The 24197-nt window shown below is 42.2% G+C and carries 14 protein-coding genes, 2 tRNA genes, 3 rRNA genes and 1 pseudogene; 15 read left to right on the top strand and 5 right to left on the bottom strand.

The window, feature by feature from the left end:
• The first annotated feature begins 10 nt into the window (after positions 1–10).
• The 11 genes from QE404_RS09610 (at position 11) to rrf (ending at position 14000) form a co-directional block, all read left to right on the top strand.
• Positions 11–2179, top strand: coding sequence for a DNA/RNA helicase domain-containing protein (locus QE404_RS09610; RefSeq protein WP_307449863.1), 2169 nt, complete (start codon positions 11–13; stop codon positions 2177–2179).
• A gap of 389 nt (positions 2180–2568) precedes the next feature.
• Positions 2569–3414, top strand: a complete 846-nt coding sequence (locus tag QE404_RS09605; protein WP_307449861.1) for a helix-turn-helix domain-containing protein — start codon at positions 2569–2571, stop codon at positions 3412–3414.
• An 85-nt stretch (positions 3415–3499) separates the two neighbouring features.
• A complete protein-coding gene (locus QE404_RS09600; protein ID WP_307449858.1) occupies positions 3500–4684 on the top strand; it encodes an FAD-dependent oxidoreductase in 1185 nt (394 codons plus the stop codon).
• Positions 4685–4875: 191 nt separating this feature from the next.
• Positions 4876–5904 (top strand): hypothetical protein, encoded by a 1029-nt coding sequence (locus tag QE404_RS09595; protein ID WP_307449856.1) that lies wholly within the window; start codon positions 4876–4878, stop codon positions 5902–5904.
• A gap of 3 nt (positions 5905–5907) precedes the next feature.
• A complete protein-coding gene (locus QE404_RS09590) occupies positions 5908–6855 on the top strand; it encodes a hypothetical protein (RefSeq protein WP_307449854.1) in 948 nt (315 codons plus the stop codon).
• Positions 6852–8096 (top strand): hypothetical protein, encoded by a 1245-nt coding sequence (locus QE404_RS09585; RefSeq protein ID WP_307453847.1) that lies wholly within the window; start codon positions 6852–6854, stop codon positions 8094–8096. Before QE404_RS09590 ends, QE404_RS09585 begins: the two co-directional genes overlap by 4 nt.
• A 624-nt stretch (positions 8097–8720) precedes the next feature.
• Positions 8721–10237: ribosomal RNA gene (locus tag QE404_RS09580) — 16S ribosomal RNA — on the top strand.
• 273 nt (positions 10238–10510) lie between these two features.
• Positions 10511–10584 (top strand) — tRNA-Ile (locus QE404_RS09575).
• 98 nt (positions 10585–10682) lie between these two features.
• A tRNA-Ala gene (locus QE404_RS09570) sits at positions 10683–10756 on the top strand.
• Positions 10757–10961: 205 nt separating this feature from the next.
• Positions 10962–13713, top strand: a 23S ribosomal RNA gene (locus QE404_RS09565).
• Between the two features lie 178 nt (positions 13714–13891).
• Positions 13892–14000 (top strand): 5S ribosomal RNA (gene rrf, locus QE404_RS09560).
• The 16S, 23S and 5S rRNA genes sit together here with 2 tRNA genes alongside, the layout of an rRNA operon.
• A gap of 331 nt (positions 14001–14331) precedes the next feature.
• Here the strand turns inward: rrf and QE404_RS09555 are convergent.
• Positions 14332–14802 carry an Lrp/AsnC family transcriptional regulator gene (locus tag QE404_RS09555; RefSeq protein ID WP_307449850.1) on the bottom strand — a complete coding sequence of 157 codons (471 nt, stop codon included), beginning with the start codon at positions 14800–14802 and terminating at the stop codon, positions 14332–14334.
• Positions 14803–14930: 128 nt separating this feature from the next.
• Here QE404_RS09555 and QE404_RS09550 point away from each other — a divergent pair, with 128 nt between their 5' ends.
• On the top strand, positions 14931–16340 hold the full coding sequence (locus tag QE404_RS09550; protein WP_307453844.1) for an MFS transporter: 1410 nt from the start codon (positions 14931–14933) through the stop codon (positions 16338–16340).
• Between the two features lie 49 nt (positions 16341–16389).
• Positions 16390–17148 carry a metallophosphoesterase gene (locus QE404_RS09545; protein ID WP_307449845.1) on the top strand — a complete coding sequence of 253 codons (759 nt, stop codon included), beginning with the start codon at positions 16390–16392 and terminating at the stop codon, positions 17146–17148.
• A gap of 58 nt (positions 17149–17206) precedes the next feature.
• Here QE404_RS09545 and QE404_RS09540 read toward each other — a convergent pair whose 3' ends face one another.
• The 4 genes and pseudogenes from QE404_RS09540 to QE404_RS09525 form a co-directional block, all read right to left on the bottom strand.
• Positions 17207–19468, bottom strand: a complete 2262-nt coding sequence (locus QE404_RS09540) for a glycoside hydrolase family 3 C-terminal domain-containing protein (protein ID WP_307449843.1) — start codon at positions 19466–19468, stop codon at positions 17207–17209.
• 160 nt (positions 19469–19628) lie between these two features.
• Positions 19629–20438, bottom strand: a complete 810-nt coding sequence (metQ, locus tag QE404_RS09535) for a methionine ABC transporter substrate-binding lipoprotein MetQ (protein WP_307449840.1) — start codon at positions 20436–20438, stop codon at positions 19629–19631.
• Positions 20439–20576: 138 nt separating this feature from the next.
• Positions 20577–21234: pseudogene (metI, locus tag QE404_RS09530) on the bottom strand (methionine ABC transporter permease MetI).
• Positions 21227–22255, bottom strand: a complete 1029-nt coding sequence (locus QE404_RS09525) for a methionine ABC transporter ATP-binding protein (protein ID WP_307449835.1) — start codon at positions 22253–22255, stop codon at positions 21227–21229. Before QE404_RS09525 ends, metI begins: the two are co-directional and overlap by 8 nt.
• Positions 22256–22706: 451 nt before the next feature.
• On the opposite strand from QE404_RS09525, the gene QE404_RS09520 reads away from it, so the two are divergent.
• Both QE404_RS09520 and QE404_RS09515 read left to right on the top strand, forming a co-directional pair.
• A complete protein-coding gene (locus QE404_RS09520; RefSeq protein WP_307449833.1) occupies positions 22707–23003 on the top strand; it encodes a GNAT family N-acetyltransferase in 297 nt (98 codons plus the stop codon).
• Between the two features lie 47 nt (positions 23004–23050).
• Positions 23051–24079: a pirin family protein gene (locus QE404_RS09515; RefSeq protein ID WP_307449829.1), complete on the top strand. Its 1029-nt coding sequence runs from the start codon at positions 23051–23053 to the stop codon at positions 24077–24079.
• The last annotated feature ends 118 nt before the right edge of the window (positions 24080–24197 follow it).

Raw genomic sequence — 24197 nt, 5'->3', positions numbered from 1 at the left:
AAGATTCTAGATGAAAGATTTTAAAATTAATCAATACGATTTTAAGTTGGACGAGCTCAAAACAAAAATTGCTCAGGATCACGTAGATTATTTATCATGGCCATTAGTATACTTATTAAAAAATAATGGTTCCAAGAAAGCATATGTAGGTGAAACGACAGATATTGCTAATAGGTTAAGAACACATTTAAAATCACCTGCAAAGATTACATTGTCATCGGTGGATATTATTACTAGCAGGTTTTTTAATAAATCTGCTACTTTAGATTTGGAATCTAATTTAATCAAATATATGTCTGCTGATGGACAGTATGTATTACAAAATGGCAATCTTGGAATTGCGAATCATCATTATTATCAAAAGAAAGAAACTTATTGGAAGCTTTTTGAAGGTATATGGAATGAACTAAATGCGTTAGGAATAACAAAGCACTCTCTTTCCTATATAGATAATTCCGATTTATTTAAATACTCACCATATAAATCCCTTTCAAAAGAGCAGATTGAAGGATTAAAAGTGATCTTAAATTGTTTGTTGGATCCATCTGCTAAAGTTTCAATAATAAATGGTGGTGCAGGCACAGGGAAGACAATTATGGCAATATTCTTATTTAAATTATTAAATACAGATTTCGCAGATTTTAATCATTCGGATTTTGATGAAGAGGATGACAAACTTTTTGTTTTACTTAAAAAAGTTAAGGCTAAATACAAAAAAATAGATATGGCATTGGTTATTCCAATGGCATCATTTAGGAAAACAATTTCTAAAGTTTTTAAAAACATAAAAGGTTTATCAGGTAATATGGTTGTAGGACCTTCAGATATTATTAAAAAGACATATGATGTATTAATTGTTGATGAAGGACACAGATTAAGAAGAAGAGTAAATTTAGGATCTTACTATGGTACATTTGATACTAATTGTTTAAAATTGGGACTTAATAAGTTTACTGCTTCAGAATTGGATTGGATAACCATTCAAAGTGAAAAATCTATCATCTTTTATGATCAATACCAGTCCATAAAGCCTTCGGATATTCTTAAAGAAAAATTTCTAGATTTAAAAGCCAGAAAAGATGTTCGTGTTGAACATTTACAATCACAACTCAGAGTTTTAGGTGGAAATGAATATGTAAAATTTGTAAATGATATTTTTGATGGAAATACTGTGTTAAATAAATATTCTGCGTTACAATATGAGTTTCTGATCTTTGATGATTTAAAAGAGATGATTCATGAGATTAAAAAAAAAGAAAAAGAATTCAAATTATCAAGGATCGTTGCCGGCTATGCTTGGGAATGGGTTTCAAAAAAGAACGGTGATCAATATGATATTGTAATTGAGGAAAACAAATTACGCTGGAATAGTGTAACAAGTGATTGGATCAATTCAAAAAACTCACTGGAAGAGGTAGGGTGCATACATACAGTACAGGGATATGATCTAAATTTTACAGGTGTAATCATAGGTCCTGAATTTGATTACGACTTTGATAAGAAAAAGTTTGTGGTATATAAGAACAAATATAAAGACAAGAATGGTAAAAACTCAATTAAGGATGAGACGTTTCTTTTAGAATATATAATCAATATTTACAGAACGCTTTTATTGAGAGGAATAAGAGGAACTTATTTATATGTTTGCAATGATAATCTTAGAAAATTTTTTAACCAGTACGTAAAAAACTATAGTCAGGAAAATAAAGGTGCAAAAATTAGAATACTAGAGTTTAAAACTGAAACTTCAATACCTTTGTTTGATTTGGAGATATCTGCAGGATCATTTTCAGAACTACAGGAATTGGAAAATATAAAATACATTGATGTTCAAGAGAAGTTGAATCCCGATGAATATTTCGCCTGTAAGATTGTAGGAGAATCAATGAATAAGATTATAAAAAATGGGAGTATTTGTTTGTTTAAGAAGTACATTGGCGGATCCAGAAATGGGCTTGTTACTCTAGTAGAAAACAGGAACGTTTTTGATGAATCAGGCTCACGTTTCACAGTGAAAGAGTATATGAGTAAAAAGTTATTTGACGAAAATGGGTGGCAGCATGAAGAAATTACACTTTTACCCAAATCATTTAATTCAGAAATTAAGCCGATTATTCTTAGAGAAGAAGAGACCATCGATCTTAAGGTAGTTGGAGTATTTATAAGAGTTATTAGTTAATTTTCATCTAACAAGTTGACCTATTAACAATAATATCATATTACCAAAACCCATCAAAATTCTTAATATCTATACTAACCACAGTTACGGATAAGCTGACTGCTTAAACGGCTATTCGGCGACTCAATAATACTGCTTCCCTGAGGCAGTATTTTTTATTGGCACATGTGGTAGATTTTTCATCCACAAATAAACTATATAGATCCTAAAATCAGATTCATAGACTTGCAGCCAGCCAACTAAGCTGTGAAGGGTTTTAAAGGGAAGACTTAGCCCAATACACTATTATCAGAGGCTTGCAAAGAAAGTTGTACGAATATTTTAAAAAAAATTATTTCGCAAAACAAAAAACTACGGTATTTTAGTATTCTTATTCAAGAGCCCTTTCTATGAAAAAGATGATTCCTTCCTATCGCAATCAATTGGAAAATTCGGCAGTCAGGCTGATGCCTTTGTCTGTTTTCAATGAGAAACAGTCAGAAATTCATCGGGATGATCATTACATGTTTATCATCCAGAAAAAAGGCGATTTTAAATTGGAAGTGGATTTTAATACCATTGAACTGCTGGGACCCTCACTTTGTTTTGTAGGACCGGGGCAAATTCATCAGTATGTTGCTCAGAAAGATAATGAAGGATGGTTTTTGTTTGCAGAAGCTGGAAGCATTTCCGAATCGTATCAGGAAACAATGGATATGCATCAATGGCTTCATCAGTCTGTGAACGTTAATGACAACGATTGGATCTTTGACCTGCTTGTCCTGCTTGCAAAGATAGAAGAAGATACAGCACGATCTCCAGCCATAGAACGATCATTGACAGATGCTGCCGTAGGAACAATTGTTTCACGAATTTCAGAAGTGCCCGGGTCAGGGTTCAGGCAGGATTGCCAGAGATATTCTATTACCAGACAATTCAAAAAGCTGGTTTCCGATCATTTCAGAAATATCAAACAAGTACAGCAGTATGCTGAGTTATTGACCATCACCCCATTGTATCTGAATGAAGCCGTGAAGGAAGTTACAGGATATCCTGCCAGTTTCTGGATACAGCAGAAAATAGTATGGGAAGCCCGGCGCCTGCTGGTGTATACTACTATGGATGTGAAGCAGATTGCATTTGAGCTTGGTTATGATGATCCTGTTTATTTTTCACGTTTCTTTAAAAGGAGAGCGGGAAAGACTGCCTCAGAATTCAGGACAGAAAACCATGATTTATCCCATCATCACCGTTAAATAGCCATCGGTTCTGCAATTCAACCCTCATAATTTTGTTCCGTCAATCATAACCGAAATATTACAGGATTGATGCTTAAAAATTATGATACAACAAAACAACAACAAACGTATTGCCATTATAGGAGCAGGGTTAGGCGGCTTATGCCTTGCTCAGGGGTTGAAGAAAAATGGTCTGAATGCAACTGTTTTTGAAAAGGATGCATCCCTTAATGCCCGGACTCAGGGCTACAGGATAAGAATCAATGAACCCGGCAGGAAATCTTTGGAAAAATGTCTTCCGAAGAATTTATACCAACTTTTTATTGATACCTGCGCGGCCAGCTGTAGGGGAATGAATGTGCTGACCACTTCCCTTGAATCCTCAAAAAATGATCTGGTAGAATCCTGGAGTGACGGCGTAAAAGAAGTACCTGACCTGAAACCCAACCGGCTGACGCTCCGTGAAATCCTATTGCATGGATTGGAGGAAAACATCAGCTTCGGAAAAGAATTGGCAGACTGGGTAGAATTGGAAAATCACGAAGTGAAACTCATCTTTACTGACGGTACAACCTATACAGCTGACCTGGTAATAGCTGCAGACGGTGTTCACTCTAAAATAGGAAGAGAATATTGTAAGGACCAAAAAATCAACACCGGAAATATAACGATCTATGGCAGAACCTTTTATTCTTCTGAGGCTCTGAAAGTAATTTCACCGAAACTCCAGAAAGGGACATCTGTCATCATTGAAAAGCAGTATTCGCTGATCGTAGATGCTATGGTATTTGATGGTTCTAAAAAAGATGCTTCCTGGGATATCATAAGTCCTGTTTCAGATTATTTCTATTGGGCTTTTATAGGAAATCCTGAGGCTTTCGGACTGTCACAGGCAGATTTTTACAATTATACAGCAGAAGAGATCTTTCATCGTATTCATCAGCTTACCTGTAACTGGCATCCTCAGTTGAGGGCATTATTCGATCATGCTGACCAAACATCCTTATCTGTTACTCCTATACGGTCATCGTTGCCTAAAGAGCCCTGGCCATCAGGAAATATTACCGCACTGGGAGATGCCGTACATACCATGAGCCCTGCAGGAGGCGTAGGAGCCAATACAGCATTTATAGATGCTGCACTTTTAACGGAAAATATAATGGATAAAAACAATTTCTCAGCAGCCATTGCAGATTACGAGGATAAAATGAGGCTGTACAGCAATCGAGCAGTGGAAATATCTTTGCAAGGCGGCGAAATCCTTCACGGTAATGATGAAAAAGAATGATTAACAAATCATTTTGTAGTCAGAAACAGGAACAGGGTCAGTGAATTTTATTTCATTGACCATTTCTTTGATAACAAATCATACCCAGACAAATGCCTCTTTACGGTTTTCCGTAATTTTTTTCTGCAGGTTATTTGTAGTTTCGGAGCATAATAAAGAGCAGTTTTGCTCTTACCCCTAAATCAATAACTATGAATAAAAAATTGACTCCTGCGGATCTCTTTTTGGGAATACTCGCGTTACTGCTGATCAGCGTCAGCTTCTATCAGACCTGGCTGGGTCTGGAACAGATCTTCGGGCCTGCCTCACTGGTGATTGCCCTGGTTTTATCTTTGCTGTTGTTGTTCCTGTGCTGGATGCTCCGGGCGGCCAAACTGGATGGGCGGCCTACCGGAAGCCTGGTAGGGATCTACATCTTCATTGCCTCCTTTTGCTTCATTGCCAACTTCAATGCGCTTTATACACGGTTCATGAAAACGGATATTTATGCGAATGAAGTGCGTGACATCAATAAACAGTATGCCGCATTGGAAAATGAAGTAGAATCCAAACTCAGCTATAAGTATAATAAAGCGACCACCCAGAATATTGAGATCAAGAAAAAGCAGCTGATGGAGCAGATCAAGGATCCCGGGAATACGGGTATCGGCTCTCGTGCCCAGTCGCTGATCCGGGATATCGAAAACCTTACGGGACAAAAAGTAGATTTGCTTACCCCCGTTGGCAATGACTATGAAGACCTTTCCAACAGGATGGGCCAGCAGATCGATAACATCATTTCCGATCTGTCTCCTGAAGAGCGAAGCCTGAAAACGGATATCGGAAAAGCTTCCCAAAAGTGGGATGCCATCATCCAGAACCTTCTGAATTTATCCAAAAAAGAAAAAGACCAGCAATCCCAGGGCGTTATTGATGAATCCCTGACGGAGTACAACCGTTTGGGAAGCCGTGCACAGACTGTATTAGGAAACGGCAAGATCCATTTTGAACCCGTTGTTTCGCAGACCCAGGAAGTGGGAAAGATCGGTTTTGCATTTGAGCATGCCATCAAACACTTCGGAATGTACCAGTTTGTGGTACTGGCCGGATGCATCCTGCTGGATTTTGTTATCGTTATCATTATCCTACTGGTAACCAATTCGGACGGACACCGCGGAAACAGTGGCGGCAGCGTATTCAGCAATAAAAGAAGCGGTAAAACCTTAATCCCCAACCAATAAACCATGGAAAACGGTAATGAACAGCTCAAGCCCCTTGCACTGGAACAGGAGCATGAGGCAGAATACCAGCCTTTGAGGCCCCTGTTATTCGATCCTAAAGAAACACCTCAGGATGATTTTGTGCCCGTAGCCAAAACCATATCCAATGATATCAAAAATAAGGACAGCAATTTCATTTTCTTCTTCGGGACTTCGGAATCCGGAAAGTCGGTTATCCTTTCTTCCATGCTGTATTACCTTAAATCCTATGCCGGAGTCCTTCGACCGAAACTGGGAACCCCCAATACCAAGGAAGCCAACGTCCTTTTATCCGACTTTTTCGAAAATATCCGCCAGGGAATACTCCCGAACCGGACGACCAGGGATCACGTTACGCGGCTTGATCTGGTCTTTGAACCTAATAACAAATCAAAACGGGTAGTGCCCATAGACCTTACTTTCCTGGAAACCTCCGGGGAAAACCATAATGAGATCAGGAGGGGAGGGAATTACCACAGCAGCATCGAATCTTTCCTTAATGCCAATGTTCCTATCACCTTTGTTATTGTTACCAGCTATGAATCTGCCCACCGGGAAGACAGCCTGATCAACGAATTCCTGGATGAACTCGAGCGCAAAGGCAAGAACCTGAGGTCGGTAAATGCCGTATTGGTGATTTCCAAATGGGATAAGTCCGGAAGGATGGATGTGGAAAGTGCTGAAGAACTGGATAACTTTATTATTGAACGGTTACCGATGACCTCGCAGCGCATCAATACCTATGGTTTAACCAAAACCTATTATACGGTGGGAAGCGTGCAGAACAGTACAGGTGAAGAACGGATCAGCCTCTTGAACCTTTCTACCGCGGAGGTATTGTCTAAATGGCTGTACAAAAGCATCGTAGGATATGACCTCGATTATGAAGGGACTTTTTGGGAACGTTTAAAATTCAGTTTTTCCGGATCATGAATACGATGTACTTTTTCTCCGCATTCGGCACCTTCGGGAATCCTAATGGATTCAGGCAGTCCTTTTTTCTGGGCGGAAATCCGGAAACCGTAAAAGATATCCGGACTTTTGACCTGAAAACAGATGCCATCAAGCTCTTCCCGGATACCCGCATTTATGCATTGCGCAAAGACCACAGCGGCAGCCGCAATCTGCTGTCGTATGCCATTTATACTTTTGCCAAGGAACAGAATTCGCACCGGGGCGGGACATTCATTGGGTCAGGACTGATCTTTGCCGGTAAGACCGCTTCCGAAGCTTTAACAATAGAAGTGTTGAATGAATTTCATGATGGCCTTGAAAAAAATAATGTTTCCGAAGGCAGCATCAGCATCGTCCATTCTGATCAGTTTACCATTCATAAACCAAAGGACTTCGATAAGATTGCCTTTAACCTGCGGGAGGTCGATGATCTTAACTTCAGCAGCACGTCTGGAAAATACCTGGTTGTGTATTCGGAAACGGATGTTGCCCAGTTGCAGATACTTTTCAGGAAAGCGGTGGAGCTTCTTCATTCTTACGATACCATTTATTTTACACAGAGCCATGAGATCGGACAGTTTGTAAGAGATAAGGGCCTGTTTAAGATTGTCGATAAACAAGGCTTTGAACAGGAAATCAGTAAGCTTCATGAAGAAAGAGCAAAACTCGTTCAGCAATCCATTGACCGTCTTATGAACGAAAAGCAGCAACTTGAACAAGAACGTAAAAGAGTGGTGGACGATATGAATGATCGCATCAGCCGCAATGAAGCCCGCCACCGGGAAAATGAGAAGAGCATCAGGGAGTCTAAAGAGAAAATCCAGACAGTAACGCTGGAATATCATAAGTATGCAGGTAAAATGGATGAGCTGATCAACGCGCTGAGAACGGAAGGGAAAATGGAAACTGTGAAAAAGCAGCATGAGGATCAGCAGAAAGCTTTTGCAGAAACTATTATCAAAAATAAAGACATCCCGTTTATAGATTCTTTATCATCGTCATTTAAAAGCAGGGAAGTATCTGCTTCTCATGTGCATCCCATGGATGTTTGGGAAGTGGATGAATCTCGGCAGAGATCGCGTAGGAGTAAAAAATCTTCTGTTGATGGTTTTAAAATCGCTACAGTGGTATTGTTGCTGCTATTAATAGGTTCCTATCTGTTTTACTTTTTTTGCCTTGATGGAGCATTAAAACTGGGTATTCCAAGCTTAACTGACTGATATGGTTGCTTATATCATGATGAGGCTTATTTTAACATTGATGGCTGCACAAAATTGAGACTGATCTTATCCTATTTTAAGAGCGAAATTTTTTAACCTAAAGGTCAGTCGATTAACCCTGAAATAGGACATTATTGTCAACTTTATGTTAAATAAATTTGGAAGATGTAGTTAGTAGTTTCTATCTTTGCCCCACTGAAAACGAGAGTATATCAGTAGCGCAGAAGAGCTTTTAGATAAGCGGTATTATTTTATTAGGACTACTTTAAAGAGGTACATGTATAACGGAATATATTTTAAAAACTTTTTCAGAAAAAAAGTTGCAGGGAATAAAAAGTTTTGTATCTTTGCAGTCCCCAATTGAGGGGAGCGCAGGAGTAGGTTGATAGAGTGTTAAGAGAGGGTTAAGGTTAAGAAAAAAAACTTTAAAATTTCTTTCAAAAACATTTGGTCAAATCAAAATAAAGTTTTACTTTTGCACTCGCAAATACGGAATGAAACACTGACAGAAAGAAGTAGTTTTGTATAAAGCGGAAGAAATGAAGATCATTGACATACAATATAACAACCAAGTAAGGAAAAAACTAAAGCGTTAAAAAACTTTGAGTGAGTCAAGACAAACATACAATGGAGAGTTTGATCCTGGCTCAGGATGAACGCTAGCGGGAGGCCTAACACATGCAAGCCGAGCGGTATTTGTCTTTCGGGACAGAGAGAGCGGCGTACGGGTGCGGAACACGTGTGCAACCTGCCTTTATCTGGGGGATAGCCTTTCGAAAGGGAGATTAATACCCCATAATATATTGATTCGCATGGATTGATATTGAAAACTCCGGTGGATAGAGATGGGCACGCGCAAGATTAGATAGTTGGTGAGGTAACGGCTCACCAAGTCGATGATCTTTAGGGGGCCTGAGAGGGTGATCCCCCACACTGGTACTGAGACACGGACCAGACTCCTACGGGAGGCAGCAGTGAGGAATATTGGACAATGGGTTAGCGCCTGATCCAGCCATCCCGCGTGAAGGACGACGGCCCTATGGGTTGTAAACTTCTTTTGTACAGGGATAAACCTACTCTCGTGAGAGTAGCTGAAGGTACTGTACGAATAAGCACCGGCTAACTCCGTGCCAGCAGCCGCGGTAATACGGAGGGTGCAAGCGTTATCCGGATTTATTGGGTTTAAAGGGTCCGTAGGCGGATGTGTAAGTCAGTGGTGAAATCTCACAGCTTAACTGTGAAACTGCCATTGATACTGCATGTCTTGAGTAAGGTAGAAGTGGCTGGAATAAGTAGTGTAGCGGTGAAATGCATAGATATTACTTAGAACACCAATTGCGAAGGCAGGTCACTATGTCTTAACTGACGCTGATGGACGAAAGCGTGGGGAGCGAACAGGATTAGATACCCTGGTAGTCCACGCCGTAAACGATGCTAACTCGTTTTTGGGTTTTCGGATTCAGAGACTAAGCGAAAGTGATAAGTTAGCCACCTGGGGAGTACGTTCGCAAGAATGAAACTCAAAGGAATTGACGGGGGCCCGCACAAGCGGTGGATTATGTGGTTTAATTCGATGATACGCGAGGAACCTTACCAAGGCTTAAATGGGAATTGATCGGTTTAGAAATAGACCTTCCTTCGGGCAATTTTCAAGGTGCTGCATGGTTGTCGTCAGCTCGTGCCGTGAGGTGTTAGGTTAAGTCCTGCAACGAGCGCAACCCCTGTTACTAGTTGCTACCATTAAGTTGAGGACTCTAGTAAGACTGCCTACGCAAGTAGAGAGGAAGGTGGGGATGACGTCAAATCATCACGGCCCTTACGCCTTGGGCCACACACGTAATACAATGGCAGGTACAGAGGGCAGCTACACAGCGATGTGATGCGAATCTCGAAAGCCTGTCTCAGTTCGGATTGGAGTCTGCAACTCGACTCTATGAAGCTGGAATCGCTAGTAATCGCGCATCAGCCATGGCGCGGTGAATACGTTCCCGGGCCTTGTACACACCGCCCGTCAAGCCATGGAAGTCTGGGGTACCTGAAGTCGGTGACCGTAAAAGGAGCTGCCTAGGGTAAAACAGGTAACTAGGGCTAAGTCGTAACAAGGTAGCCGTACCGGAAGGTGCGGCTGGAACATCTCATTTTAGAGCGTCTTTCGGGACGATAAACAAAATTAGTGTCTTAATGACACAAGAACTTACTTAAAGTTCAAGCTTTAGTTTTTTTATTGGTTGCTATATATAATAGATGAATGATAATCGATGAGTGATGAAAACATCACTAATCAGCCATCAATTACCTATTATATAAAATATAAACCCACTAGAAATTAGTAACGGGAAAGAGATTGAGAAATGAAAGAAGGTAATGCGGTATGAAAATATCAATTATTACTGATCAATCATCACTCATAACAGAGTCTCGTAGCTCAGCTGGTTAGAGCGCTACACTGATAATGTAGAGGTCGGCAGTTCGAGCCTGCCCGAGACTACTAATTATAGGGAATTATAGATTATAAATTATAGATTTTAGAATATAACGCAAGTTTGATTTAAAATTTATAATCTAGAATTTAAAATTTCTACTAGAGGGGAATTAGCTCAGCTGGCTAGAGCGCCTGCCTTGCACGCAGGAGGTCAAGGGTTCGACTCCCTTATTCTCCACGGATTATACGAAGTACGTGAGTACAAGAGTATAATGTAAGCGGGTAATAAAAGGATATGTGTATTCTACATAATGACGGAGCCGTCATTAATACATATTACTTGATTACTTAATTACAAGCAAAAAGATCATTGACATTAACGGTAAAGACATCACAAAGAGAAAACCGAGCACTTATAAGTGCTTGAGTAACCTAAAAATAGGAAAGAAATCGTTAAGGGCGTATGGCGGATGCCTAGGCTTTCAGAGGCGAAGAAGGACGTGGTAAGCTGCGAAAAGCTCGGGGGATTGGCACACACGAATTGATCCCGAGATGTCCGAATGGGGCAACCCGGCATGTTGAAGACATGTCACCTCTTAGGAGGAGCAAACCCGGAGAACTGAAACATCTAAGTACCCGGAGGAAAAGAAATCGAAGAGATTCCGTAAGTAGTGGCGAGCGAAAGCGGATTAGCCCAAAAGCTTTTATATGTTTAATAGAATGTTCTGGAAAGAACAGCCATAGAGGGTGATAGCCCCGTATATGAAAGGCATACATAAGTGATAAATGAGTATGGCGGGACACGTGAAATCCTGTCTGAATATGGGGGGACCATCCTCCAAGGCTAAATACTCCTGAAAGACCGATAGTGAACAAGTACTGTGAAGGAAAGGTGAAAAGCACTTCGAATAGAAGGGTGAAATAGAACCTGAAACCGTACGCCTACAAGCGGTCGGAGCAGATTAATTCTGTGACGGCGTGCCTTTTGCATAATGAGCCTACGAGTTAATTTTACTAGCGAGGTTAAGGACTTAAGGTCCGGAGCCGGAGCGAAAGCGAGTCTGAATAGGGCGCATAGTTAGTAGGATTAGACGCGAAACCTTGTGATCTACCCATGGGCAGGTTGAAGCTCTGGTAACACAGAGTGGAGGACCGAACCGGTTGACGTTGAAAAGTCTTCGGATGACCTGTGGGTAGGGGTGAAAGGCCAATCAAACTGGGAGATAGCTCGTACTCTCCGAAATGCATTTAGGTGCAGCGTCGTATATAAGTTTATTAGAGGTAGAGCTACTGATTGGATGCGGGGGTTTCATCGCCTACCAATTCCTGACAAACTCCGAATGCTAATAAATGTTCTACGGCAGTGAGGGCATGGGTGCTAAGGTCCATGTCCGAAAGGGAAAGAACCCAGACCAACAGCTAAGGTCCCTAAATATATGCTAAGTTGAAACAACGCGGTTGGACTGCATTGACAGCTAGGATGTTGGCTTGGAAGCAGCCATTCATTTAAAGAGTGCGTAACAGCTCACTAGTCGAGCGGTCCGGCATGGATAATAATCGGGCATAAGCATATTACCGAAGCTATGGGATTAATTAAATTAATCGGTAGGAGAGCATTCTATCGGCGCCGAAGCAGTATCGTGAGGTATTGTGGAGCTTATAGAAAAGAAAATGTAGGCATAAGTAACGATAAAGGGGGCGAGAAACCCCCTCACCGAAAGACTAAGGTTTCCTCAGCCATGCTAATCAGCTGAGGGTTAGTCGGGACCTAACGCGAACCCGAAAGGGGTAGTGGATGGACAATGGGTTAATATTCCCATACTTGCTCACACTAAAAAGGGGACGGTTCAATGTAGCTACTGGAGACTGACGGAATAGTCAAGGCCTAGCCTTCGGGCGAAGCTGCTGTAGTGAACTTGGATCCAAGAAAAGCCGAAGTGAAGCAACCCGTACCAAAACCGACACAGGTGGTCGAGGAGAGAATCCTAAGGTGCTCGAGTGAGTCGTGGCTAAGGAACTAGGCAAAATAGTCTCGTAACTTCGGAAGAAGAGACGCCAACAGCAATGTTGGCCGCAGTGAAGAGGCCCAGGCGACTGTTTATCAAAAACACAGGACTCTGCTAAATCGAAAGATGCTGTATAGGGTCTGACACCTGCCCGGTGCTGGAAGGTTAAGGAAGGGCGTTAGCGTAAGCGAAGCGTTTGACTGAAGCCCCAGTAAACGGCGGCCGTAACTATAACGGTCCTAAGGTAGCGAAATTCCTTGTCGGGTAAGTTCCGACCTGCACGAATGGTGTAACGATCTGGGCACTGTCTCAGCCACGAGCTCGGTGAAATTGTAGTATCGGTGAAGATGCCGATTACCCGCAATGGGACGAAAAGACCCTGTGAACCTTTACTATAACTTCGTATTGACTTTGAGTAAGTAATGTGTAGGATAGGTGGGAGGCTTTGAAGCAGGCACGCTAGTGTTTGTGGAGCCAACGTTGAAATACCACCCTTTACTTACTTGGAGCCTAACTTCTTTCAGAAGGACATTGCGTGGTGGGTAGTTTGACTGGGGTGGTCGCCTCCAAAAGAGTAACGGAGGCTTTCAAAGGTACCCTCAGCACGCTTGGTAACCGTGCGTAGAGTGTAATGGCATAAGGGTGCTTGACTGTGAGACCAACAAGTCGATCAGGTGCGAAAGCAGGACATAGTGATCCGGTGGTTCCGTATGGAAGGGCCATCGCTCATAGGATAAAAGGTACTCCGGGGATAACAGGCTAGTCTCCCCCAAGAGCTCACATCGACGGGGAGGTTCGGCACCTCGATGTCGGCTCGTCACATCCTGGGGCTGGAGAAGGTCCCAAGGGTTGGGCTGTTCGCCCATTAAAGTGGCACGCGAGCTGGGTTCAGAACGTCGTGAGACAGTTCGGTCTCTATCTATTGCGGGCGTTAGATGTTTGAGAGGGCTTGATTCTAGTACGAGAGGACCGAATTGAACAAACCTCTGGTGTATCAGTTGTACCGCCAGGTGCACCGCTGAGTAGCTATGTTTGGAAGAGATAAACACTGAAAGCATATAAGTGTGAAACTCGCCTCAAGATGAGACATCTTTTAAGGGTCGTGGGAGATGACCACGTTGATAGGCTACAGGTGTAAAGTTGGTAACAGCATAGCCGAGTAGTACTAATTACCCGTAGATTTATAGCCTATTCATAAGTAATGAGTAATAGGTAATGAGCAATCATGCTTATCATAACTTAGCTTAAGTATTTATAAGTGCGCTACTGGTTTTGCCTTTGTGATGAAATTTACCGATAAAAAGCAGTATGCTTTATGCTGTAAGCCTTATGCTTATAGCCTACTGCCTACAGCTATATACAACCTTTAGGGTGGTTTTAGCGGTGGGGCTCACCTGTTCCCATTCCGAACACAGAAGTTAAGCCCACCAGCGCCGATGGTACTGCGACAAGCGGGAGAGTAGGTCGCCGCCAGTTTTTTTTAAACCTCATACAGCAATGTGTGAGGTTTTTTTGTGCCCTGAAGTCAGGGAGGACACAAGAATCAAGAGCCAGGATACAAGAATCAAGAACCAGGACTCTACTCCATGATCTAAAGAGAAGGTTAGATAATAGTTACCGGATCCAGGAGAAATAGATATTGATGCCTGTACTTTCTGAATTGAGAAGAATGATTTAAAAAAGCTAGACAATAACCCGAAAGAACTCAAAAAAAATCTTCTACATCCTACAATCACCCACTATACTTATTACTCATAACCCTAAGACCCTAGCACTCTCAAACTCTATCTCACTACAGCTCTCAAACTTACAAAATCCTCCCACTCTCCTTTATACTGTTCATCACAAAAATACTCTTGGTCTGGCCGATACCCTCAATTTCAGACAGCTTGTTGACGAAGAACTCATGGAATTCATCCATATTCGGAGCGAGGATTTTCAGCATAAAATCAAAATCTCCGCTGATATTGTAGAATTCCACTACTTCCCTGAAATGGCTGACTTCTTCAATAAACCGGGTGGCCGTTTTCTTATTATGTGCATTGAGGGCGATCATACAGATCACCATCATGCCTTTACCTACCTTTTTCCGGTCCACAACTGTTGTATATTCCTTGATAATTCCAAGGCGTTCCAGTCGCTTGATACGTTCATGGGTGGGAGTTGCACTAAGGTTAATCCGTGCCGCGATATCCCGTACACTCAGTTTGGCATCTTTCTGCAGTAACCGTAGAATCGCAAGATCTTTATTATCCGGACTGTAATTTTCTGTTGACATTTGTTCTGTTTTAAAAATGAAATAAATACCTGGAAGGATAAATGTTCTTTTATAATTGGATTATGATCTATTATGTTCCAAATTTAGGTTATAATTTTTATACATGTACTGTAAAAACTAATTTTGCAGTGAATTTATATATTATGGAGGCAAAGAAAAACCTGATTTTAATACTCGCATCGGTAGGGACATTTGTAGAAGCATTGGATATTGCCATTATCAATCTGACAATCCCTTCGATCCAGGAGCAATTCAACATTGGTCCGGAAACTGTTCAGTGGCTGCAAACCCTCTATGTATTATTTTTCGGGGGATTTTTGATTATCGGTGGTAAACTTGCTGACCAGGTCGGAAGAAAGAAGATATTTCTTGCCGGTTCTGCTTTATTTATGCTGACATCTTTGGGAGCCGGATTATCTTCTGATTTCAGCAGCCTTGCTATTTTCCGTGCCTTCCAGGGGTTGGGTGCAGCCCTGATCATGCCTTCTGCCTTGTCTATCGTTACCCATACATTCAAAGGAACGCAGGAAAGAAATCGTGCAGTAGGAATTTTCAGCTCATTTGCCGCGATCGGATCTGGGAGTGGGCTTTCATTGGGAGGGATCATCAGTACTTACCTAAGCTGGCATTGGGTATTTCTTATTAATGTTCCGGTTCTTCTCATCACGCTTATCTTTGCATTCAGGTACCTTCCTGAAGATCATAAGGGAGACCAGCCAGCCAGGACAGATTTACTTTCAGGAATATTAATGGTGGCAGGATTGCTGAGCCTCACATATGGCACACATGAGTTCATCTATATTTTTGAGCAACCATTCCTGGTGGGCGGATCTTTGCTTGTATCGATACTACTCTTAGTTGCTGTGATCCTCCGGTTACGGCACACTGAAGAACCACTAATTGATCTGAAGATATTAAAACACAGGTCTCTCAATGTTTCCAATACTGCTTTTTTTGCCTTGGGAGCATTCTTCATAGGTTTCCTGTTTTTGATTTCCCTCATGCTTCAGAAAGATATGGGGTATACGGCCGCGGCATCAGGCCTGTTGCTGGTACCGTTCAGTATCATGTCTGCCTTACTGGCTAAATTCATATTACCTCTGATATCCAGAAGGCTGAATTCCGGACAAATGGGAATCCTAGGATGGAGTTTTATGCTTGCGGGAGCGATACTCCTCCTCTTATCGGTGCATTTTGATCATCCTTTAACCATCGTTCTTATGGGGGCTGCCTGCATCTCAGGAATTGGAATGACTTTTTGTTTTACTGCCTTATCCGTACTTGGAATTCAGGATGTAGAACCGGGACATTACGGAATAGCGTCGGGCATGGGCTCTACGAGTTATTTCCTGGGTGCCGGGATCGGGCTGTCATTCATGTCCCTTATGAATCAGATTTTTCCTTCTGATCATGCCGTGGGCGACCTGAACTTCATGATCCTTATACTGTATGCCATCATTAGTATCCTTCTTCTGAGCTATTTTGCCTTCAGGTATTCAAAATTAAAGAAAGCTGATATCGCTGTAAGTTTGGACTGATTTAGTATTTTTATGCTGTCATATTCGGGCTATTCTTTATTTTAGCGGCATGAAAATACAGGTCATCAGTGATTTGCATCAGGAGTTTGGTCAGACGGATCTTTGTTTCGATTCTGCAGATGTCGTTATCCTGGCGGGAGATGTTAATGTGGGAATTAAGGGGATTGAGTGGATTAAAAGTAAGATTCCGGACCGTCCTGTGATCTATGTACTGGGAAACCATGAATATTATAAAGGATCTTATCCAAAAACACTTAACAGGATTAAAGACGCTGCGCTGGGATCAAATGTTCATGTGCTGGAAAACAGCAGTGTGGATATCGATGGAATCCGTTTTCATGGAGCGACTTTATGGACGGATTTTTCTATTTTTGGAAATCCTGTACAGTACGGTATGCTTTGCCAGTCGCAGATGAACGATTACAAAATGATCCGCCGCGATCCTTCCTATTCAAAAATGAGGACATTGGACACATTTAAGATCCATCAGATTTCAAAAGCCTGGCTTGAGGAAAGCCTGGAAAAAGCATCAGGGCTAACCAGTGTTGTAGTCACTCATCATGCACCGTCCATTCATTCGGTGCCGGAAGAATACCTCCAGGACCCGGTTACTGCGGCCTATGCCTCCAACCTTGAAGACCTGATTATGAAATACAGTCCGGACTATTGGATTCACGGACACATCCATACGCCATGCAGATATGCGATAGGCGAAACCGAAGTAATTTGCAATCCTCACGGATATATCAACGAACCTGACAACGGTTTTAACAAAAAACTCATTATAGACATCCTAATCAATAGATAACAATATAAAAAAAGAGCCTGTTACAGGCTCTTTTGTATGGTATAGGATATTGGATTATTTACTGTAAACTAAATTTTACTTTTGTCTTGATGGCATCAGAGGCGTTCCCGATCTGGGCTTCAAAATCTCCCGGCTCTGCTACCCAGTCGTGTTTCCCGGCATCAAAATAGCTCAACGCTGTTTTGTCAACGGTAAAGCTTACTTCTTTGGATTCTCCCGGATTCAGGTATACTTTCTCAAAGCCTTTCAGCTCTTTGGCAGGTCTTGGAACCGAAGATTTAAGATCGCTGATATACAGCTGTGCTACTTCAGCACCAGCCCTTTTACCAGTATTCTTTACAGTTACCGTAAACGTAATGGTATCATCCGGTCCTATTTTCGTTTTATCTGCCTTAGCTTTTCCGAATTCAAAGGTCGTATAGCTTAGTCCGTGTCCGAAGCTGAACAAAGGCCTGATCTTTTTCGTATCATGCCATCTGTAGCCAACAAAAATACCTTCGTTATAAGTAATGTTGATGGGATTTTGCTGATCTTTTCCTTTGCCAGCGGCCAGTTCCTCTTTATTGCCCGGATATTCACCCAGCTGATGGGCGGCATTATCCTCCAGCTTTACCGGGAATGTGAACGGCAGCTTTCCCGAAGGATTGGCATCTCCTGCCAGAACAGCAGCCAGAGCATTTCCTGCTTCAGAGCCCAGGTACCATCCCTGAACCACGGTGGGAACCTCTTTAATCCACGGCATGGCTACCGCGTTTCCGGATATCATCACCACGGCCAGGTTTTTATTGGCTTTGGCCAGTGCTGCAATCAGCTGATCCTGATTGTACGGAAGTCCGTAGCTTTTTCGGTCATTACCTTCACTGTCCTGGAAGTCACTTTTATTCAGTCCGCCTACAAAAATAACAAAGTCTGATTTTTTAGCCAGTTCCACCGCTTCGTTCATCAGCTCGGATGCAGAACGGTTGTCTTTCAGATCCTGCCCGGATTTTACTCCGTTGTATTCCCCGCCTACATCACCTACATAACCTCTTGCATACTGTACATCTGCCTGCTTACCGAAGCGGTTTTTAATCCCGTCCAGCGGTAGTGTTTCATACTTTACTTTAAGGGAAGACGATCCTCCGCCTACCGTCATGATCTTAATGGCATTTTCACCGATCACTGCTATTTTCTTGGTCTTATTCAAGTCAATAGGCAGGATATTCCCCTGGTTTTTCAGCAAGACGATTCCTTCTTCGCCGATTTCTTTGGCTATGGCTTTGTGCTCTTCGGAACCAATATTCCCGAAAGGCTTGTTCTTATTCATGGTCGTTTTATACGCCAGGCGCAGAAGACGTGTAACTTTATCATCCAGTTCTTTAGTGCCAACTTTACCGGATTTGATGAGCTGAAGGTAAGGATCGGCAAGGTAATAATTATCGTAGGCGTTGGATTTCCCGGCAGAAAGCCCGTTCGTCCAGCTTCCGAATTCAAGGTCGAGACCGTTATGAATGGCCTGTTCCGTATTATTGACAGCTCCCCAGTCCGAGACCACCACCCCTTTATATTTCCATTCCCCTTTCAGGATATCATTCAAAAGGTATTTGTTCTGGCTGGCGTATTGGTTTTTGTACATGTCATAAGCTCCCATGATCGTCCAGGAGTCGCCTTCTGTTACCGCTGCCTTGAACGCCGGAAGGTAAATTTCATACAGGGCACGGTCATCTACATTAACATTGCTTGTATGGCGGAACATTTCCTGGTTGTTCATGGCAAAGTGTTTTACGGAAGTGGCTACGCCGTTAGACTGAACCCCCTGGATGTATGGAACAACCATTTTGGAAGTCAGGTACGGGTCTTCACCCATATATTCAAAATTTCTCCCGTTCAGCGGAGTCCTGTAAATATTGACCCCGGGCCCGAGGATGATATCTTTCTTTCTGTAACGTGCTTCCTCACCTAAAGCTTTCCCATAGTTCCAGGACATCTTTTTATTCCAGGTGGCTGACAAAGCAGTTAGGGCAGGATAAGCGATGATGGAGTCATTGGTCCATCCGGCTTGGTTCCATTCGTCCCATAATACTTCGGGGCGTACCCCGTGAGGGCCGTCAGTAGTCCAGAATTCAGGAATTCCCAATCGGGGAACTCCGGCAGAGCTGAACTTGGATTGTGCGTGGAGCATAGCGATTTTTTCTTCCAGCGTCATCCGCGACAGGGCATCCTGAATGCGCTGCTCAACGGGCTTGGAATCGTCCAGATAAACCGGCAGAGAAGTATTTTGAGCCATGGAAGAAGCAGAAAATAGAGTGATTAAACTTATGACAACAGTTTTCTTAAACATAAAAACCTTATTTTATTGATGAACAACAAAAATAAGGAAATTTTTATTATCTCAAATTGAGAAAATGTAAATCAGGCAAATCCACTTATATTTAACATCCAATCTCACGATCAATCATCAATTATTACCCATTACTCATTACTTATTACCCATCTACATCCTACCATCCCTTCACCGCACCTCCTTTAAAAACCTCCTGTGCTTTCCTGTCTACTTCATCCGACTGGTAGGCTTTAACGAATTTTCTCACGTTCTCAGCATTTTTATTGTCCTGACGTGTCACAATCGTGTTCACATACGGTGAATTTTTATCTTCTTTGAGGATGCCGTAGCGTTTGATGTCCAATCCTGCCTGAGCAGCAAAGTTATTGTTGATGACTGCCACCACTACTTTCTGGTCGTCCAGTACCCTCGGCAGCTGTGGTGCTTCAATCTCTATGATATCCAGGTGTTTGGGATTATCTGAAATATCAGTCACCTTAGGGAGCAGTCCGGTACCTTTCCTGAGTTTTAGCAGTCCGTTGCTCTGGAGCAGCAATAAAGATCGTCCGCCGTTGGTCGGATCATTGGGGATGGCAATCGTACTGCCGTCACGGAGCTGGCTGATATTACTGATCTTTTTAGAATAGGCAACAATAGGGTATACAAAAGTATTTCCCACGACAGCAAGGTGATATCCCCTCTGTTTAGACTGTTCGTTAAGATAGGGGACATGCTGAAATGCGTTGGCATCAATGTCACCGTTGTTGAGTGCTTCGTTGGGAACCACATAATCATTAAATGAGATCAGTTCCACGTCAAGATTATATTTTTCTTTGGCTACTTTTTTAGCCGTTTCGGCAATTTCCTGTTCCGGTCCGAAAGTAATGCCAACGCGGATAAAATTCGGATCATCATTTTTGGGGGAACGGCAGGAAGTAAAGCTTATCAGTATGGCTGTAAAAGCACTTATAATCGTTATTTTTTTCATTGTTTATTTTTTTCTGTAAACCGTAAAAGCAAAAAGGAACTTAAAAAGTCCACTACCATCAGCTTAAACTAAGCTGTTGAAGAAGATGGCATCCTAAAACTCTAAAACCCTCTCACACTAAAACTCTCTCTCTCTAATTCACCTATGGTCAAACCTTTTTGCCAGCCTGTCACCGGAAATCTGGATGATGAATACTAAGGCAACCAAAAGGACAAGCACGACATTCATGATCACGGCATCATAGCCGATATATCCGTACTGGTAACCGATCTGTCCCAGTCCTCCGGCTCCCACGGCACCACCCATGGCCGAATAGCCTACCAGTGTAATGAGCGTAATAGTTGCATTGTTGATCAGGGAAGGTAAAGCTTCGGGAAGCAGTACTTTGCGGATGATCTGGAAAGGAGTGGCTCCTATGGCTCTTGCGGTTTCAATCAGTCCGTGAGGAATTTCAAGAAGGCTGTTTTCCACACAGTCGGGCAATAAAGGGAGCGGCACCTATGCTCAGCGGCACCAGGGCTGCATTCATTCCTATGGAAGTCCCCACCAATACCCGGGTGAAAGGAATCATCCAGACAATCAGGATAATGAATGGGATAGACCTGAAAATATTCACTACTACTGATAAAACCCTGTTGTAGACGGTATTTTCCAACAGCTGCCCTTTCCTGGTGAGGAAGAGGGAAATCCCTACAGGCAGTCCGATGGCAAAACCAAAAAAGCCCGAAACGAAGGTCATGTAAACCGTTTCCCATATTCCCTTAAGCAACAGGGAAACTTCTGTATCACTAAGCATATCCGCGTACTGTATTTTGAATTTTATTCCGGTTGAAATAATAAATTGCCTTTTGGTTTTCTTCTTCTTTGCCCTGAAGCTGGAGCAGCAGTTTTCCGACGTTGGCATCTCCGAAATACTCCACATCTGCTTTCAGAAGCTTATAAGGAATATGGTATTCATGGTAGATAACTGACAGCAGTTCTTCTACGCTGATCTGTTCGTTGAGCTCTATTTCCACCAGGGGATATAAACCTTCCCGAGGCTCTTTTTTTAGTGTTTTGCTGAATTCTTGTGGGATCGTCATGATATCTGAATTAATGAATTGTCTGATGACCGGATGGCTCCGGTTGGTAATAATGTCACTTAATGTACCTTTTGCAATAAGCTTTCCCTGATCAATCACTGCAACATGGTTACAGATGGATTTGATCACTTCCATTTCGTGTGTAATGAGCAGGATCGTAATGCCGAGGCGCCGGTTGATATCTTTCAAAAGTTGTAGGATCGATTGTGTAGTGGCCGGATCCAGGGCACTGGTAGCTTCGTCGCAGAGCAGGAGATAGGGATCATTAGCCAGGGCCCTTGCGATGGCCACCCTCTGTTTCTGTCCTCCGGAAAGGCTTTTAGGATATTCGTTTGCCTTATCTTCAAGTCCTACAATCTTCAGAAGTCCGTTTACTTTTTCGCGGATTTCAGAAGACCGGGTATGATCCAGTTCCAGCGGCAGGGCAACATTCTCAAAAACCGTACGGGAAGACAGCAGGTTGAAATGTTGGAAGATCATCCCGATTTTTTTTCGTTCCCTGGCCAATTGTCCGGCCTTTAGCTGTGTGAAATCCGTTCCGTTGATCATCACCTGTCCGCTGTCTGGTCTTTCCAGCAGGTTGACCGTACGGATCAGGGTGCTTTTCCCGGCTCCCGAAAATCCGATGATCCCGACAATATCACCTTTGTCTATACTGAGGCTTACATCATCCAGCGCCTTGAACGACTGCTTTTTCCGATGGAATGTTTTTGAAATGTTTTTAATCTCTATCATGGGTATGTTAATCATGTTTCAATAAAAAAAGGCTTTACTATGGAGTAAAGCCTTTAGAAATAGGTCATCATAAAGTAAGGTTAACTCCGGAAATTCCTATATAAAGGCATACAGCAATACATCATCTTATGATTGATGGTCATATTCCCTATAATATCGTATTTCAACGGTGATCCTGATTTCATATCCTTACCTGATTATGCTGGCAAAGATAAGACATATATTTTTATTAGTCCATAAATTAAGTAGACTTTTTAGGCATTTTTTTATGTTGAATATTTAAATAATTGATAACCAGAATGAATTTTCATCGGTATTACCTGGAAATCAAAATAAATGATTCTCTCGGATAACAGGATACAAAATTTTTAACCGAAATTACCATAGATCATGAGCCAGCAGCTGCGAAGTCCTTAATTTTATCAAAATCTAAAATCTAAAATCTAAAAATATGGAAAGAACTGAAGTTGTTTTAGGAAACGTAAAAGGAGAAATCCAGCTTTTTTCTGATGATCAGAAAGCAGGTAAGATGGATATCTCGGTGATCGGTGAAAAGCTGACGGTTTATCATACTGAAGTCAATAAAGAATATGAAGGCAGGGGTTTTGCCAAAATACTGCTGGAAAAACTGGTTTCCTATGCCAGGGAGAATCACCTCAAGATTGTCCCGTTGTGTCGTTATGTTCATGCCCAGTTTAAGCGGCATCCGGAAGAATATAATGACGTTTGGTTAAAAGAAAAACTATAACCGGTCATCTTAAAAAGACAGCATTAAATTTTAAAATTGTACTGAACATGAAATCATTGAACTTCTTGGTAATCGGCAAAGACCAGGTCATCCTGGACACTTTAAAAAGGATCATTGAAAAAAACGAAGGCTGGAAAGCTGTTCTTATTAATAATGAAAGCCTTAGCCGTGACGCTATCAGGTCCTATCACTCCGATATCGTTCTGCTGAGTTCCGGGCTGCAGGATGCATTTGAACAGGAAATTAAAGTTTTCTGTGGGGAACTAGATCAAAATATAAAAGTAATCGAACATTACGGCGGAGGAAGCGGACTTTTGCTGAGCGAAGTGGAAGAATGCTTTTCGGAAACTCAAAATCCCGGAAACAGGATCCTGCATAAAGCAGATTCCAGGGAAAAAACGGCACTTGACTGGCTTTCAGGAGGGAAAACCTTCAGCTTTGGCGATTTTTATGATCCGGAACGCGTCCATTTCGGTGCTTTAAGAGTACTGAACGACGATGTTATAAAATCCGGAAAAGGTTTTGGCACCCATCCGCACGACAATATGGAAATCATCAGCATAGCGCTGGAAGGCACCCTGATCCACGAAGATAACCTGGGTAACAGAACAGAAATAAAACCCGGTGACATCCAGGTGATGAGCGCAGGAACAGGCGTAATGCACAGTGAATTTGGCAAAGATGAAGGCGGCTTCGGGAAATTCCTCCAGATTTGGGTGTATCCGAAAAAAAGAAATGTTGCTCCCAGATATGATCAGATCACGTTGGACCTTACGAAAAGCCACAACAGCTTCCAGCAGATCCTTTCTCCCGATCCTGAAGATGACGGTGTATGGATCTATCAGGATGCGTGGTTCCACCTGGGCCGTTTTGATCATGATATCCAGACTCAGTATCAGATCAGGAAAAAGGGGAATGGGGTGTATGCTTTCATTATTGAAGGAAGTGCAGAAATCGATGGCCAGAAACTGGACAAAAGGGATGGCTTCGGAATTTACGGGATTGATGACATATCAATTAAGTCAACATCAGAAAATACAGAAATTCTTCTGATGGAAGTGCCGATGGCGTGGTAAAGGATCACGGCAAATAGCGTTTCATCATTATTGTTTTAGAAGTAATTACCAGGATTGTTGGTGACCGTTTTCTTTAAGTCAAAAAAAATCCCGATTTTTGTCCTCTTCAAAAAAAATC

Origin of the sequence: Chryseobacterium camelliae (assembly GCF_030818575.1) — a bacterium.
In the GTDB taxonomy this organism is placed as follows: Bacteria; Bacteroidota; Bacteroidia; order Flavobacteriales; family Weeksellaceae; genus Chryseobacterium; species Chryseobacterium camelliae_A.
The sequence above is the reverse complement of the archived record's forward strand: the minus strand, read 5'-3'. Positions and strand labels throughout refer to the sequence as shown.